This window comes from Sphingomonas sp. FG14, from assembly GCF_057809675.1.
In genome coordinates this window covers 782,642-797,643 of record NZ_JBMDKK010000002.1, presented here as the reverse complement: position 1 = coordinate 797,643, position 15,002 = coordinate 782,642, and the positions used below count along the sequence as shown (strand labels likewise).

At 64.5% G+C, this 15,002-nt stretch carries 19 protein-coding genes; 8 read left to right on the top strand and 11 right to left on the bottom strand.

Annotated elements, in window-relative coordinates; all coding sequences use genetic code 11:
- Nucleotides 1-3 precede the first annotated feature (3 nt).
- From ACODTA_RS11910 to dcd, 3 genes are all read left to right on the top strand, one after another.
- Nucleotides 4-696 carry a GH25 family lysozyme gene (locus tag ACODTA_RS11910; protein ID WP_489066116.1) on the top strand — a complete coding sequence of 231 codons (693 nt, stop codon included), beginning with the start codon at nucleotides 4-6 and terminating at the stop codon, nucleotides 694-696.
- Complete coding sequence (locus ACODTA_RS11905; RefSeq protein ID WP_489066115.1) at nucleotides 693-1,148, top strand: cytidine deaminase; 456 nt, start codon at nucleotides 693-695, stop codon at nucleotides 1,146-1,148. Before ACODTA_RS11910 ends, ACODTA_RS11905 begins: the two co-directional genes overlap by 4 nt.
- Before the next feature lie 69 nt (nucleotides 1,149-1,217).
- Nucleotides 1,218-1,772, top strand: a complete 555-nt coding sequence (dcd, locus tag ACODTA_RS11900) for a dCTP deaminase (RefSeq protein WP_489066114.1) — start codon at nucleotides 1,218-1,220, stop codon at nucleotides 1,770-1,772.
- Between the two features lie 126 nt (nucleotides 1,773-1,898).
- On the opposite strand, the gene ACODTA_RS11895 is transcribed toward dcd, so the two are convergent.
- Entirely contained in the window at nucleotides 1,899-2,255 is a 357-nt protein-coding gene (locus tag ACODTA_RS11895; protein ID WP_246623429.1) for a tetratricopeptide repeat protein, read from the bottom strand.
- A gap of 203 nt (nucleotides 2,256-2,458) precedes the next feature.
- Here ACODTA_RS11895 and ACODTA_RS11890 point away from each other — a divergent pair, with 203 nt between their 5' ends.
- Both ACODTA_RS11890 and ACODTA_RS11885 read left to right on the top strand, forming a co-directional pair.
- Nucleotides 2,459-2,920, top strand: a complete 462-nt coding sequence (locus tag ACODTA_RS11890; RefSeq protein WP_489066113.1) for a DoxX family protein — start codon at nucleotides 2,459-2,461, stop codon at nucleotides 2,918-2,920.
- A gap of 58 nt (nucleotides 2,921-2,978) precedes the next feature.
- Entirely contained in the window at nucleotides 2,979-4,160 is a 1,182-nt protein-coding gene (locus ACODTA_RS11885; RefSeq protein ID WP_489066112.1) for a saccharopine dehydrogenase family protein, read from the top strand.
- A gap of 71 nt (nucleotides 4,161-4,231) precedes the next feature.
- Here the strand turns inward: ACODTA_RS11885 and ACODTA_RS11880 are convergent, their stop codons facing one another.
- Both ACODTA_RS11880 and ACODTA_RS11875 read right to left on the bottom strand, forming a co-directional pair.
- The gene (locus ACODTA_RS11880; RefSeq protein ID WP_489066111.1) at nucleotides 4,232-4,456 is read right to left on the bottom strand and encodes a hypothetical protein; all 225 of its coding nucleotides are present in this window, start codon (nucleotides 4,454-4,456) and stop codon (nucleotides 4,232-4,234) included.
- 282 nt (nucleotides 4,457-4,738) lie between these two features.
- Nucleotides 4,739-5,251, bottom strand: a complete 513-nt coding sequence (locus ACODTA_RS11875) for a hypothetical protein (protein WP_489066110.1) — start codon at nucleotides 5,249-5,251, stop codon at nucleotides 4,739-4,741.
- A 116-nt stretch (nucleotides 5,252-5,367) separates the two neighbouring features.
- Here ACODTA_RS11875 and ACODTA_RS11870 point away from each other — a divergent pair, with 116 nt between their 5' ends.
- Nucleotides 5,368-6,384, top strand: coding sequence for an adenosine deaminase (locus ACODTA_RS11870; RefSeq protein WP_489066109.1), 1,017 nt, complete (start codon nucleotides 5,368-5,370; stop codon nucleotides 6,382-6,384).
- Nucleotides 6,384-6,899, top strand: coding sequence for a phosphoribosyltransferase (locus ACODTA_RS11865; protein WP_489066108.1), 516 nt, complete (start codon nucleotides 6,384-6,386; stop codon nucleotides 6,897-6,899). The genes ACODTA_RS11870 and ACODTA_RS11865 overlap by 1 nt, the downstream gene beginning before the upstream one ends.
- Before the next feature lie 13 nt (nucleotides 6,900-6,912).
- On the opposite strand, the gene ACODTA_RS11860 is transcribed toward ACODTA_RS11865, so the two are convergent.
- The 5 genes from ACODTA_RS11860 to ACODTA_RS11840 form a co-directional block, all read right to left on the bottom strand.
- The gene (locus tag ACODTA_RS11860) at nucleotides 6,913-7,617 is read right to left on the bottom strand and encodes a TorF family putative porin (protein ID WP_489066107.1); all 705 of its coding nucleotides are present in this window, start codon (nucleotides 7,615-7,617) and stop codon (nucleotides 6,913-6,915) included.
- A 46-nt stretch (nucleotides 7,618-7,663) separates the two neighbouring features.
- Nucleotides 7,664-8,074, bottom strand: a complete 411-nt coding sequence (locus ACODTA_RS11855) for a hypothetical protein (RefSeq protein WP_489066106.1) — start codon at nucleotides 8,072-8,074, stop codon at nucleotides 7,664-7,666.
- Nucleotides 8,075-8,225: 151 nt separating this feature from the next.
- Complete coding sequence (locus tag ACODTA_RS11850; RefSeq protein WP_489066105.1) at nucleotides 8,226-9,152, bottom strand: CorA family divalent cation transporter; 927 nt, start codon at nucleotides 9,150-9,152, stop codon at nucleotides 8,226-8,228.
- Entirely contained in the window at nucleotides 9,149-9,334 is a 186-nt protein-coding gene (locus ACODTA_RS11845; RefSeq protein WP_489066104.1) for a hypothetical protein, read from the bottom strand. The genes ACODTA_RS11850 and ACODTA_RS11845 overlap by 4 nt, the downstream gene beginning before the upstream one ends.
- 17 nt (nucleotides 9,335-9,351) lie before the next feature.
- Nucleotides 9,352-9,591, bottom strand: a complete 240-nt coding sequence (locus tag ACODTA_RS11840; RefSeq protein ID WP_489066103.1) for a hypothetical protein — start codon at nucleotides 9,589-9,591, stop codon at nucleotides 9,352-9,354.
- Between the two features lie 312 nt (nucleotides 9,592-9,903).
- Here ACODTA_RS11840 and ACODTA_RS11835 point away from each other — a divergent pair, with 312 nt between their 5' ends.
- The gene (locus ACODTA_RS11835; RefSeq protein WP_489066102.1) at nucleotides 9,904-10,779 is read left to right on the top strand and encodes a Rossmann-like and DUF2520 domain-containing protein; all 876 of its coding nucleotides are present in this window, start codon (nucleotides 9,904-9,906) and stop codon (nucleotides 10,777-10,779) included.
- Between the two features lie 21 nt (nucleotides 10,780-10,800).
- Here ACODTA_RS11835 and ACODTA_RS11830 read toward each other — a convergent pair whose 3' ends face one another.
- From ACODTA_RS11830 to ACODTA_RS11820, 3 genes are all read right to left on the bottom strand, one after another.
- Entirely contained in the window at nucleotides 10,801-12,054 is a 1,254-nt protein-coding gene (locus tag ACODTA_RS11830) for a Zn-dependent hydrolase (protein WP_489066101.1), read from the bottom strand.
- Nucleotides 12,055-12,060: 6 nt separating this feature from the next.
- Complete coding sequence (locus ACODTA_RS11825; RefSeq protein WP_489066100.1) at nucleotides 12,061-13,419, bottom strand: leucyl aminopeptidase family protein; 1,359 nt, start codon at nucleotides 13,417-13,419, stop codon at nucleotides 12,061-12,063.
- Between the two features lie 140 nt (nucleotides 13,420-13,559).
- Entirely contained in the window at nucleotides 13,560-14,987 is a 1,428-nt protein-coding gene (locus ACODTA_RS11820; protein WP_489066099.1) for an NAD-dependent succinate-semialdehyde dehydrogenase, read from the bottom strand.
- Nucleotides 14,988-15,002 lie beyond the last annotated feature (15 nt).

Below are 15,002 nucleotides of genomic sequence, written 5' to 3'. Positions count from 1 at the left end.
GGCATGGCGGCACGGACGTGGAAGCGGAGGCTGGGCTTCGCAGCCCTGGCCCTGGCGGCGCTCGCCGCGCTGGCAGGCGCGCTCTACGCCTATGCGCTGCAATGGCGCCCCTCGATCGAAAAATATCCGTTGCAGGGCGTGGACGTCTCGCATCACCAGGGCGAGATCCACTGGCCGAGCGTCCGGGCCTCTGGCGCCGAATTCGCCTATATCAAGGCAACCGAGGGCGCCGATCACCGCGACACCCGCTTCGCCGACAATTGGCAGCAATCGGAAGCCGCCGGGCTGAAACACGGCGCCTATCACTTCTACACGCTTTGCCGGCCGGCGATCGACCAGGCGACAAACTTCATCGCCACGGTCCCGCGCGAGGAGCTGGCGCTGCCGCCTGCCGTCGACCTGGAATTCGGCGGCAATTGCGCGGCTCGCCCTTCGCGCGAAACGCTGATCGCCGATCTGACCAGCTTCCTGCAGATGATCGAGGCGCATGCCGGCAAGCCCGCCATCCTGTACGTCACCAGCGAATTCGAGGATGCCTACGCCGTCAGCAGCGGCATCCACCGTACCCTGTGGTTGCGGCGTCTGTTCCTGCCCCCCAATTACGGCGAACGTCCCTGGGTGATGTGGCAGGCATCCTCGGTACGGCGTATCGAAGGAATCGAAGGCCCAGTGGACTGGAATGTGGTGCGACCATGAGTGAGAGTGAGACTGCCGCACGGTTGATCGACGCGGCGCGCATCGCCGCCGCCAACGCCCATGCCCCATATTCGCGCTTCGGCGTCGGCGCGGCGGTGTTGCTCGACGATGGCAGCGTGGTGACGGGCACCAATTTCGAGAATGCGAGCTATGGCCTGTCACTGTGCGCTGAAACCGTCGCACTCGCCAAGGCGAACAGCGAGGGCCGGCTACGCCAGGTGGTCGAGATCGGCGTGATCGGCGGCATGCTGGACGCCGACGGTACGATCGCGGGCACCGATCCGGTGCGCCCCTGCGGCCGCTGCCGGCAGATATTGAACGAGGCGGCGCAACTGGCCGGGCGCGATATCACGATCCATTGCGCGTCGGCCGACGGTGAGACGATCGAAACCCACCGGCTGTCGGACCTGCTGCCCCATGCATTCGGGCCGGCGGATCTGGGGATCGGATGAACATTATCCCTTGCGTCATTCCCTCGAAAGCAGGAATCCCGCTTCTTCTTTCATCGGTGAACAGCGAATATGTCGATTCTGAGTGATAAATGGATCCGCGAACAGGCGACGACGACCGGCATGATCGAGCCGTTCGTGGAATCGCAACGGCGCGACGGCTGCATCAGCTACGGCCTGTCATCCTATGGCTATGACGCGCGTGTCGCCGACGAGTTCAAGATCTTCACCAATGTCGACAGCGCTGTGGTGGATCCCAAGGATTTCGCGTCGAACAGCTTCGTCGACCGCAAGACCGACGTCTGCATCATCCCGCCCAATAGCTTCGCGCTTGCCCGCACCGTCGAGTATTTCCGCGTGCCGCGTGACGTGCTGGTGATCTGCCTGGGCAAATCCACCTATGCGCGATGCGGCATCATCGTGAACGTCACGCCGCTGGAGCCCGGCTGGGAAGGCCATGTGACACTGGAATTCTCCAACACCACCCCCTTGCCCGCGAAGATCTACGCGAACGAGGGTGCGTGCCAGTTCCTGTTCCTGCAAGGCAATGAGCCTTGCGAGACGAGCTACGCCGACCGCGCCGGCAAATATATGGGCCAGCGCGGGGTGACCCTGCCGAAGCTGTAAAGAACGCAACATATATCCTGTCGCTCCAGCGGAGGCTGGAGCCCATGCGATGCATGACAACACACCGGAACGGACAAGATCCGATAGGCTCCAGCTTTCGCTGTAGCGACAGGAAGAACCCTAACCCTACCGCCCCGCAAAATCGGTCGAGCGGCCAAGGCCCTTCATGGCGAGCGCGTGGCTCCAGGCCGGCTTGCCGCTGCCCAGCGCCATCAGCACGTCGGGTTGCGCCAGCACCGCGTTATAGAGGTCGCGCGCCTCGGCGACACGGTTCGTCTTCTTGTAGACATAGGCGAGGTTGATCAGAACCGACGGCTCGTCGGGTTCCGCAGCGCGCTGCGCGATCAGGCGCGTTTCCGCCGCCTTCAGGTTCTTCGCCGCGATCTGGTCATAACCATAGGGATTGGCGTCCTGCGCGTGCGCCGCGCCGCCGATCATCGCCATCGAAGCCACAATCAATGCGCTCGCGATCCGCTTGTTCATCATCCAGCTCCTTGTTCATGACGCCTAGATGACGTCTCTGTTTCACATTTATGACACTTCAATGTCATATTGATGAAAACGCGGCCAATGAATTTTCTCTCTCAATCCAAGGAAATCCGCGGGTTCCCACGCGTTGATCTATCAGGTTGGCGCTGAGACCATTGCAGGCTAGCCTGTATCCGCCAAGAAACAGGGAGGACGCCATGATCGTCATCAACGGTTTCGTCGCGCTGATCGGCCGCATCTTGCTGTCGGCGCTGTTCATTCTCGCCGGCTTCGGAAAAGTCGGGGATATCTCAAGTTTCGCCGGTTATTTGACGTCGCTGGGGCTGCCTGCGAGCCTCGCCTGGCCAGCCGCGATCTTCGAGATCGTCGCCGGCTTCGCGATCCTGTTCGGCATCTTCACGCGGTTGTTCGCTCTGTTGCTGGCGGGTTTCTGCATCGTGACGGCACTAACCGCACACAACGACTTCGCCGATCCGATGCAACAGGCCAACTTCCTGAAAAATATGGCGCTTGCCGGCGGCTTCCTGATCCTTTTCGCCTATAACGGCGTCTCGCACAGCCTGGACAGCCTGCGCGCCCGCCGACGCGAAGCCGTCGTCCATCGCGAGACGGTGGTCGAACGCGAACCCGTGGTAGTGCGGGAAACACCAAGGGTCTGATCGCCGGGGGTTGAATGCGCCCCGCCCGCCATGCACTCTCTCCCAAAGGGAGAGTGGCATGGCCGGCATCGCGCGTGATTTCGACATTGTCGTTTACGGAGCCTCGGGCTTCACGGGGCGACTCGTAGCCGAATATCTGGCCACGAACTACAAGGCGCCCGACGCGCCGCGCTGGGCGATGGCGGGCCGCTCCGTCGAAAAGCTCGCCCAGGTCCGCAAGGAGATCGGTGCGCCCGACGATACGCCGCTGATCGCCGCCGATGCGTCCGATCCGACGAGCCTGGCGGCGATGGCGGCGCAGGCGCGCGTCGTCCTCACTACCGTCGGCCCCTATCAGCTTTATGGCAACGAACTGGTCGCGGCCTGCGCGCAGGCCGGAACCGACTATGTCGACCTGTGCGGCGAACCCGCCTGGATGCGCTACATGATCGATGCCAACGAAGCAGCGGCCAAGGCGTCGGGCGCGCGCATCGTCTTTTCCTGCGGTTTCGATTCGATCCCCTTCGACATGGGCGTCCATCAGCTTCAGAAGGCGGTGATCGCACGGCACGGCAAGCCCGCGCCGCGCATCAAGGGCCGCGTGCGCAAGATGCGCGGCAGCGCATCGGGCGGCACGGTCGCGAGCATGAAGGCAACGATGGCCGCCGCGACCAAGAGCCTGGACGTCGTCCGCCTGCTCAAGGATCCCTTCGCGCTGACACCGGGTTTTGCCGGACCGCACCAGCCCAGCGGCCTTGTCCCCGAATATGACCGGGCGGAGGGCGTCTGGGCCGTCCCCTTCATCATGGCGCCGATCAACACCAAGAATGTCCACCGCTCGAACCAGCTTCTCGGCCATCTCTGGGGAGAGGATCTGGTCTATGACGAGATGATGCTGACGACATTGGGCGAAGCCGCCCACGCCGCGGTGGAAGCGATGGCGAAGCTCAATCCCTTTGGCGACGGCAAGTCGCTGGAGCCCGGCGACGGCCCGAGCAAGGAAGAGCGCGAGAACGGCTTCTACGAGATCGTCTTCACCGCCGAGGAACTTCCGGGCGGCGAACCGATGAAGCTGGTCGTCACCGGAGATCGCGATCCGGGTTATGGATCGACAAGCAAGATGATCGCCGAAAGCGCGCTCTGCCTGTTGCGTGACGTGGAAGGCCCCGGCGGGATCTGGACGCCGGCGAGCGCGATGGGCGATGCGCTGGTCGCGCGACTGGAGGCCAATGCCGGGCTGAGTTTCAAGATGGATGGCTGATTCCGTGGTTCGGCCAGCCTGACCGGTTGAACCTTGGTTCAGCCCGCCTCGATTTCACCCTAGCCCCGATCTCACCAGGGCCGCCGCGCCAGGAAGATCGGCGAACGTTGCACCCGTCCGTCGATCAGTTTGGCTTTCATCGTCCGCCGCAACGTATCGGCGCCGTCGCGGGTCATGCAAACGACACGCGTTCCGCCCGACATCAGGGGCTCGATCACACTGATCTCGATCTTCGCAACCGTGCAGGCGGCGACCACAGCGTCCTGAGTGGCATCTAGATTGATCGCGCGGCTCATCGGGCGATGCGCCGGATGACGGATGGGATTGCTTGTGACTTCATGATGCTCACCTTGCCTGTGCCGGACCGTTCACGGTCGCACTGCATTTCGCGAACAGCCGGCTGGACCTGTTCGCGCAGTGCTCCAAGCGAAGGCGCGGATGGTCCCCCAGTCACGAGATGCTCTATGAAGGCGCAGGTGATAGGATAACCTAGCACGCTATCGCGCGCGACCCAGCATCAATTCTCGTCGGGGAGGATCGGAGTACGGGAAAGCCGGACGATATCGTTTTCGCACAGGTCAGTTCCAGCTCGATTGCGCCATCCAGCGCGCCAGCTTGCCGTCCAGGCTGCGCATCACCAATCGAACGTGCAACGCCCATATTACCCCGAACCCGGCCACCCAGAACTGGATCGGGCTGTTTCGTGCGGCAAAGAAATAGGTGCCCGCGATCAGCGCCGCCCAGAAGATCAGGATAACCCGGATATCGAGCGAGAAGCGGATCGCCTTCCAGCCGGCGGGTAGCACCGCGATATTGGATCCGACCTCGGGCAATTCGGTCTCGGCGTTGCGGACGCGCGCGACGGTCCCGCGATCGACATAGCCGAAAGCGTCCCATCTCGGCAGGCGCGTATAACCTTCGCCGCGCGAGAAACTGAACGCGTCCGACGACAGCCGGTCGACCTGATAATGCTCGCCAAAACCCCGCTCGATCCGCTCGAACCGTTCGCCATCCAGTGCCGCGAAAGGCTGTTCATAGGCGACGATCCCCGTCACCAGAGCCTTCCAGTCGATTTCCTTGCCCCCGCGCATGGCGCCCAGCTAGTGCTTCCCACCCCCAGGTTTCAAGAGCGGCCGATCTGTGCAGCGACGGGTGGCCATGCCATGCTGGCTTCTCAGCAACCGAGTCGTGCCAAAGGGGCTGGGCCATGACCGATCTCGACACATTCATCGCCGGATTGCCCAAGGCGGAACTACATCTGCATATCGAGGGCAGCCTGGAACCCGAACAGATGTTCGCATTCGCCCGTCGCAATCGGGTGGAAATTCCCTTCGCCAGCGTCGAGCAGATCCGCGATGCCTATCGCTTTTCCAATCTCCAGGATTTTCTCGATATCTATTATCAGGGCGCGGACGTGCTCCGCACCGAGGCCGATTTCCACGACCTTGCCCTCGCCTATTTCGATCGCGCCGCCGCCGACACCGTGCGCCATGCCGAGATCTTCTTCGATCCGCAGACACACACCGATCGCGGCATCCCGTTCGGCGTCGTGGCGGACGGATTGCTGGCCGGCATGGCGGAAGCGCAGGCGCGGCATGGACTGACGTCGAAGCTGATCCTGTGCTTCCTGCGACATCTCGACGAAGATGCCGCGTTCGAGACGCTGCGCCGGGCGGAACCCTGGCTCGACCGCATTGCCGGTGTCGGGCTCGACAGTTCCGAGCTCGGCCATCCGCCGGAGAAATTCGCGCGCGTCTTCGCGCGTGCCGGTGAGATGGGATTGAAGCGCGTCGCCCATGCCGGCGAGGAAGGGCCGCCCGATTATGTCGTCCAGGCGCTCGACCTGCTCGCGATCGACCGGCTCGACCATGGCAATCGTTCGCTGGAGGATCCCGCACTCACCCGCCGGCTCGCGGAAAGCGGCATCACCCTCACCGTCTGCCCACTCTCCAACCTCAAGCTCTGCGTGGTCGGGGATCTGGCCGATCACCCCATTCCCCGCATGCTTGAACTCGGGCTAGCCGCGACGATCAATTCGGACGATCCCGCCTATTTCGGCGGCTATGTGAACGACAACTACCGCGCGCTCGCCGCGCAGGGCACGTTATCCGCGGCCGATATCGTGACATTGGCGCGAAACAGCTTCACCGGCTCTTTTCTTGACGCAGCCGAAGTCACCCGCCACCTCGCCGCGATCGACGACTATGTCTCGGAGCATGGCTGATGCCGATCTTCACGCCTATCCCCTATGAAGATTTCGTCGCCGACGTCCGCGCGATCGCTACATCGCTGACGGAGAGTGACTGGCAGCCCGATTTCCTGATCGGGATCGGGCGTGGCGGACTGGTGCCCGGCGCCTATCTGAGCCATGCGACCGGCATCAACCTGCTCTCGGTCGATCATTCCGCGAAAGTCCACGGCTTCGGTGACCAGCTTCTGCAACAGCTCGCCGCCAAGTCTGGCCAGGGCAGGAAACTTCTGGTGATCGACGACATCAACGATTCCGGCCGGACCATCTGCTATCTGCGCGACGCGATCGACGATGCCGGTGGCGTCTCGGAGAATGTGCGCTTCGCCGTGCTGCTCAATAATATCCGCTCGGCGGCGCGGGTCGATTACTGGTCGCGTACCATCGACCGCGCCACCACCAAGGACTGGTTCGTCTTTCCCTGGGAAGCAATGGCGCCGGCAACGACGCATGCGGAGGATGCCGCCGCAGTCCCGGAGCGCATCGCCTGACGGCGGCACGCTTTCAGAAATCGATCCCGAAGCGCGCGACCAGCGTGGCGCCGGCATGATTGGAAGCGCCGGAATCGATGCTGCTATTGGCGTAGCGCAGACCTGCCATCCATTGCCCCTGGCGATAATCGAGCGCCACGCCGTGATCCCAATAATGTCCGTCAGGGCGCAGACGCCAGGCGCGGAGCGGATCGCGGATGCTTCCCGACGAACGCCCGACATGGCCTGACACGGTCAGCGGTGCACCCGGAATACCCAGCAACGCTTCGGCGCCGAGATAGAGATTATCGCCGCCGATAGCACCCTGACGCGGGGCGTAGCGCGCGAAAGCCCCGATATTGGCGGGACCGATCAGGAAACCGGCGCTGACGCCGAGTTCCGCATAATCCTGCCCGGATGCTCCTGGAAAGGCGTGATAGGTCGCATCCGCCGTCAGGCTCCACCCGCCAATCTGACGCGTATAACCCGCACGGAGATCGATCACGCCATCGGCACCGCCATGCCGACGGCTTCCCCATAGTGAAACCGCGACCGCGTCGAGCGCCAGGCCGTCGACGACCGGAACAGAGACGCTTGCGCGCAGCACCGGATCGCCGTTGCTCCAGCTCAGGCCGCGCCGTCGTTCGTCACTTGCGACCTCGACCGAGGCTGACAGGCCACCATCATCCTGAGCGAATGCGGGCGCGGTGACGCCGGGAAGCAACAATGCCGCAGCCAACAAGATAGGTCGGTTACGCGACAGCAAGGTTGTTCCAGGTGAAGGGTCAGTTGTTCGCCATGTTGCGAACGGCATCGAGCTCCGCCAGCAGTTGCGCGCGATCCTGTTCGGCAACCGCCAGCAATTGCGATCGGACAAAATCGCTCCGGCCCGCCACTTCACGCTCGATCCCCTTCGCCTGTTGCGCGCAGGCACCGGGTGCGCTGCCGGAGAGCTGTTGGCCTCCCGACAGGAGACGCGTCAAGGCACCTCCCTGTTCCAGCCGCCGTTCGACCTTTACGGTGGCCGTCCAGCGGCAACGCTGGCCATCCATCCGGTTGGGCGTCGCCGCACCGATCGTCCGCATCCGGATATCGGGCTGCGCGCTGTAGATCGCCTGGACTGGCCCGCCACGATGCTCGACCTGCACATTATGCGTCGTCGCCGCCGCCGCGAGCGCGATGAAGATGTCAATCATGCCGTTCTCCTGCATGATCCGGGGCTTTTGCCCTCGGACCGTTGCAGGCGCATCTAGGGACGCTGTGTTGCTGCTCCTTTGCTGGCCGATGACAAATGCTGCCTGAGCCGCATGGATGCGGCCTTTCGTGATCGCGCCGGCAATCCAGCGTCTATCTGAGCCACCCTTTCTTCTTGATATAGGCGAGCGGCAGCAAGGCGGCGAGCAGGGTCAGCAGGATCGTGACGGTGAAGCCCCATTCCCAACTGAGTTCGGGCATGACCGCGAAGTTCATGCCGTAAAATGTCGCGATCAGCGTCGGCGGCAGGAACACGGCAGTGATGATCGTGAACACCTTCACGACCTGGTTCTGCTTGGCGTTGAGGCTCGTCATCACCGATTGCTGGAGATAGCGGACCTTGTCGTGCTCGAAGCCGGCATGCTCCTTGATGCTCTGGATATCGGAGATCAGCGTCTCGACATCCCCGCGCAGCTCGACGTCCCCGGTGTCGAGTTCCGCGCGCAGATAGCGCGCCGCGCGTTCGAGCAGCAATTGCCCCTCCAGGATGCGCGAGATCAGTTCCTCGCGATCGTTGAGTTCCGCCATCGCCTCGCCGATATCGTCAGCGGTGATCTCGCGACCATCGGCATCCACGCCATCCCCGATCTCGCGAATGCGCACGCTCATACACTCCAGCGCGGCGCTCGCCAGCTCGACGATCCGGTTGGCGGAGGAATTGCTCGCCTGAAGCAGCGCGAACATAACGCCCTTCGCATCGCGCGGCAGCTCGGCTCGACGGGTGAGGATCGCGGGTGCCCGGTCGAAGGGTGCGAAGCCCTCCGCCGGCTCGATCGTGACGAGCGTCGCATCGCCGAGCGCGAACAGGACATGATCCTGGCGAACCCCGTCCGCTTCACGCACCAGCACCGAGACCGGCAGGTAGATGAAATGCGCATCTTCCTCATAGCCGGTTTCGGGGGGCGGAAAATCGCAGCCGAATTGGGCCTGTACACGGGCAAGCGCCGCATGTTCGTCGCGGCGCAGCCGGTGCCACACCGGCGCCAGGCCGGCCTGATCGATGGTGTCGATCGCGTTCATGGCCGATCCTCCTTTGCCGGCGCCGCATGCGCGGGCGAGGTCGACGAGGTGCTCGTCGGCTTACCGACGGGCTGCAGATAGTGGATGGCGAGCATCACGGCGCAGATGATCACATAGAGGATGATCACCGACAGGATCACTTCCCGTTCCAAGCTGGCCGAGGGGTTGCGGTGTTTACGCATGATCATGCCCTCCCCGATCAGGCCGCGCGACGCACATGGGCAACGCACAGCGCCCAGCGCCGCGGCACCGGATTTTCGTCGGCCATGCGCGGCCGATCCGCGATGCGGATCCAGCGCGCGACGATCAGCCCGCTCTCGTCGCGCGACCAGCGCATCGCAAGGCGCGGCGCCGCCGGCATGATCGCACGCGCAAGGCCGAAGAAGCGCGCACGCGCCGCGCCATCGCGGCGGGCAAAGGGAATGAAGCTCTTGGTCATTGCTCGTCTCCTCGCGCCCGGATGGGCGCGGGACGAGCGGGACGCGACTAGCGGCCGACGCCCGCCCGGCGAGCCATGCCGGACGCGTTCTGGTTTTCCGATGCCGCGGCGACGGGGAAGACCGGCGCCGCGACGCTACTAGAGTCGCTGTCCATGGTTCCTTACCTGGGTTGCGTCAGACGCCCGGGACTCGGGCGTCGCGCGGTTGATGCGCCCATGGATGCACGGGGTCAAGCGGAACCCGCCCGTCACATCTTCTGGATCAAGCGCCTTTGATCGGCCTATCGTGACCTCAGTGCATGAGGGTGAAGAATGGATACGGAATTGTCGTTCGACCGTTTGGGTATCGTCGGAACGGGCCGGGTTGCCCGCGCCCTCCTGCTCGCGCTGACTCCGATGTCCCGATCCACGCCGATAGTGTTCGGGAGATCGCCCGAACGCACGCAGGATGCGATAGCGGGCAGCCCCGCCCGCATCGCCACCGGCATGGACATGTTGGTCCGCCAATGCGACGTGATCGCCATAGCGGTTACGGACGATGCCGTTGCCGACATCGCGATCAGCCTGGCCGAGCATTGTCGGCCGGGACAACGGCCCTTCACCTTCCATGTCAGCGGACGCAGCGGCGCGGATGCGCTGCACCCACTGGAACACCTGGGTGCGCTCACCGCCGCGATCCATCCGGTTATGGCGTTCACCGGCGATCCGCGAGTCGAAGTGGAGCGTATGAAAGGATCTCCGTTCGGCGTCACCGGATCGAGCCCGGCGGCGTCAGCGCGCGCCGCCCGACTTGTCGAAGCGCTTGGCGGCACACCCTTCATGATCGAGGAAATATTGCGCCCTCTCTACCACGGCGCGCTCAGCCATGCCGCGAACCATCTCGTCACGCTCCTCGCCGGTGCGGCCGATACACTTCGGGCGGCGGGTATCGACGCACCCTATAAGGTGCTGGCCCCGCTTGCCCGAGCATCCCTGGAAAACAGCCTCGAACTCGGATTTTCGGCCTTGTCCGGCCCGTTGTTGCGCGGAGACGAAGCGACCATCCGAAACCACCTCACCGCCTTCGGAGACCATCACCCCGCCATATTGCCAGCCTATCGCGCGATGGCGCTTGCGACCGTGGATCGGCTGGAAGACGAAAGCGGCGTCCGCCCCCACCCCTGCAGACGCGATCTGGAAGGACCGTAAACGGGCCTCGACGGACCAGGATCAGCCGCGCTCGACCACGCGCGCGCGATTGAGGATGCAACGGAGCAGTATGTTCGCGCCGGCCGCCAGATCGGCCGGATCGGCATCCTCCAGTTCGTTGTGACTGACGCCGCCGGCGCACGGCACGAAGATCATCGCGCTCGGCGCGCATGTCGCGATGTGGATCGCGTCATGCCCCGCGCCGGACACGATCTCCATCGCGTCCACGCCTAGATCCCGCGCCGCCGTCGCGACCTCCGCAATGCAACCAGCATCGAACCGGAGCGCGGCGAAGCGGGAGGTTTCGCGCAGTGCCACATCAACCTTATGATCGCTGGCGACGGCCGACATCGCCTTACGAAACGCCTGCTCCATCGCATCCAGCACCGCATCGTCCGGCGCTCGGAAATCGACGCTGAAGATGACGCCGCCGGGAATGACGTTGCGGCTATTGGGATGAACCTGCACTTGCCCCACTGTGCCGCGCGCATGCGGCGCATGGACAAGCGCGATCTCGACGACGCGCCGTATCAGCACGGCTGCCGCCTGTAGCGCATCGCGGCGCAATTCCATCGGCGTCGGCCCGGCATGCGCCTCGAACCCCGTCACCTCGCAATCGAACCAGCGCTGCCCTAGCGCGCCGGTGACGATACCGATCGTCCGGCCGGCATCCTCGAGCACCGGCCCCTGTTCGATATGCGCCTCGAAATAGCTGTCGATCGCTGGCCGGTCGCATGACGGGCCGGCAAAATCAATCCGATCGAGCGCCTCGCCGACGCTGATCCCGTCACCATCACGGGCGGCACGGGCATCGTCGAGCGCGACGGCACCCGCGAACACCGCCGATCCCATCATAACCGGAACGAAGCGTGATCCCTCCTCATTGGTCCAGACCACGACTTCGACCGGCGCTTCGGTCTCGATGCCCAGATCGTTCAGCCGGCGCAGCACTTCCAGCCCGGCCAGCACACCGTAATTGCCGTCGAACTTGCCGCCCGTCGGCTGGGTATCGATGTGCGAACCCGTCATGACGACGGGCCGATCGGGATCGCGGCCGCCACGCCGCGCGAAGATGTTGCCGATCGGATCGACACGGATCGAACAGCCCGCCGCTCTCGCCCATTCGACGAACATTTCGCGTGCGCGGCGATCCTCGTCGGTCAGCGCGAGGCGGCAGACGCCGCCTTTCGGCGTCGCGCCGATCGTCGCCAGATCCATCAGAGACCGCCACAGGCGATCGCCGTCGACGGCGGGGAAATTCGACCCCGGCATCATGACCGCCTAACCCGCCGCCGGCCAGCGACGCGCGATCAGATCGTACATCGCCAGCAGGCCATGCGCCTCGCCGCCTTCGGGGCGGCCATCCTTGCGCGAGAGATTCCAGGCGAAGATGTCGAGATGGATCCAGGGCGTGCCCGACGCCACGAAATTCTGGAGGAACAGCCCGCCATAGATCGCGCCCGCGGCCGAGATCGACCCGATGTTCATGTCTGGGATATTGATCAGGTCCGCCGACTTCCCCTTCAGATGTGGCGCATAGGGCGCCCAGAGCGGCAACCTCCAGAGCGGATCGTCCGTCGCGGCGGACGATGCGGCGGCCTCTGCCGCGAGTCCGTCGTCATTGGTCAGCATCGCGCCGATATCGGTGCCAAGCGCGGTGGTGGCGGCGCCAGTCAGGGTCGCGAAATCGATCAGCAGATCGGGTGTTTCAGTGACCGCTTCCGCCAGCGCGTCGGCCAGAATCAGCCGGCCCTCGGCATCAGTGTTGCCGATCTCCACGCTCAGCCCATTGCGGGCCTTGATCACGTCGAGCGGGCGCATCGCATCGCCCGACAGCGAATTCTCGACCGCAGGCACCAGCACGCGCAGGCGGACGGGCAATCGCGCCGCCATGATCATCTGCGCCAATGCAAGCACATGCGCGGCGCCGCCCATGTCCTTTTTCATCAGCAACATGCCCGGCGCCTGTTTGAGGTTCGATCCGCCGGTGTCAAAACACACGCCCTTGCCCACCAGGGTCACCCGGGGGTGCGATGCGTCGCCCCAGCGCAGGTCGATCAGGCATGGCGGCTGGGTGCTGGCGCGCCCGACGGCATGTACGAGCGGATAATTCTCGCTCATCAGATCGTCGCCGGTGATCACATCCAGGGTCGCGCCGCCCACGGAGGCGATCCGGCGCGCCGCATCGGCGAGATCGTTCGGAACCATCAGATTGGGCGGCAGATTGATCAGATCCCGCACCAGCGTGGTCGCTTCCGCGAACAGGCGCACCTGCGAACGGTCGGCCCGTTCGGGCCAGACCAGCCGGGCCTTTGGCGTATCGTCCGCGCGCTTTAGCCGATCGAAGCTGTAGCTGCCGAGCGCCCAGCCCAGCGCCGCCTCGGTTGCCGTTTCAGCCGACAGACCCGCGATCTGATAGACGCCCGAGGGAACCGCCATCGCCACGGCCGCAGCCGAACGGCGCGATATGCCGTCGCCGACGCCGGCCCACACGGAACCATCGGCATCGGGCAGTTGCACCACCTGCCCCGTCGCACCGGAGAAACCCGACTGCTCGATCCGCGCCTGGACCGGAGCGGCCTGGCCGGCCAGCAAGCCGGCCAGATCGGTAGATGCGACAAGCCGGAGCGGCGTCGCCACAGGCGCATCATCAACAAGCATATCAAGGCACATCACGCTTCTCCCAATCGCCCGTCGCATGCGGGCTGGTGAATTGAAGACATCACCGCCTCATTCGACACGCAAGAAGCGTCTGTCTTGAACAGATCAAACCTTCTCGCTCAGGCCTGGGTGAGCAGCCGGGTATCGAGATAACCGTCCAGCCCTTCATTGCCGCCTTCGCGGCCATGGCCGCTATATTTGATCCCGCCGAACGGCGTTTCCACCGTCGATATCGAGAAGGTGTTGAGGCCGAGCATGCCGACACGCACGCTATTGCCGAGTTCGGCCAGCGTCGTGCTCGACTGGGCGAAGGCATAGCCTGCAAGCCCGTAAGGCGTTTCGTTCGCGCGCTCGATCGCTTCGGACAGGTCGGCGAAGGGGGAAACCGTCGCGATCGGGCCGAAAGGCTCCTCCTGCATGATCTGCGCGTCCTCCCCGATATCGTGCAGGATTGTTGGCGCGAAGAAGAAGCCCTGATTGCCGACCCGTTCGCCGCCCGTCGCGAGCTGCGCACCGCGCTGCCGGGCATCGGCCACCAGCCGCTCCATCGCCTGGACGCGACGGGGGTTGGCGAGCGGCCCCATCTGCGACTGCGGATCGCTGCCGGGACCGACGCGGATCGCCGACGCCGCCTTCGTAAATTCCTCCAGAAACTGGTCGTGCACCGCATGATGGACAAAGAAACGCGTGGGCGAGACGCAGACCTGCCCGGCATTGCGAAACTTGGCCGCGCTCGCCTGGCGTGCGATGGCTGCGACATCGACATCGTCGCAGACGATCACCGGTGCATGGCCGCCAAGCTCCATGGTGGTGCGCTTGAGTCCCTCGGCGCTGAGCGTCATCAGGTGGCGACCCACCGCGACGGAGCCGGTGAACGAGATCTTACGGATGACGTCGGACGCGATCAGGTGCGACGACACCTGCGCCGGCACGCCGAACACCAGCGCCAGCGCGTCGGCGGGCAAGCCCGCTTCGTACAGCGCCTCGACCAGCAACATCGCGCTCGCGGGCGTTTCCTCCGACGGCTTCAGGATCAGCGAGCATCCCGCCGCCAATGCCCCGCCCACCTTGTGCGCCGCCATGAACATCGGGAAATTCCAGGGCGTCAGCCCCAAAGCGGGGCCGACCGGTTCGCGCACCACGATATGCCGCACCGCCGGATTGCGACCCGGCACGGTGCGGCCATAGACGCGGCGTCCTTCCTCCGCATACCAGTCGAGCACATCGGCGCAGGTCATGACTTCGCCCTTCGCCTCGGCAAGCGGCTTGCCCTGTTCGGCGGTGAGGACACGGGCATAGTCGTCGGCGCGGGCGCGAAGCACGTCACCCGCACGGCGCAGGATCTGCGCGCGCGCCAGCGGCGCGGTGCCGCTCCACGCGCCGAAACCCCGATCGACCGATGCGAGCGCACGATCGAGATCATCGATCGTCGCGTGCGGAACATGGCCCAGTACTTCCTCGGTCGCGGGATCGATCACCGGTTCCGACGCGCGATCGGCCGCCGAAATGGCGGTGCCCGCGATATGCATGTTGATCGTCGGATACATGAGTCGATTTTCTCC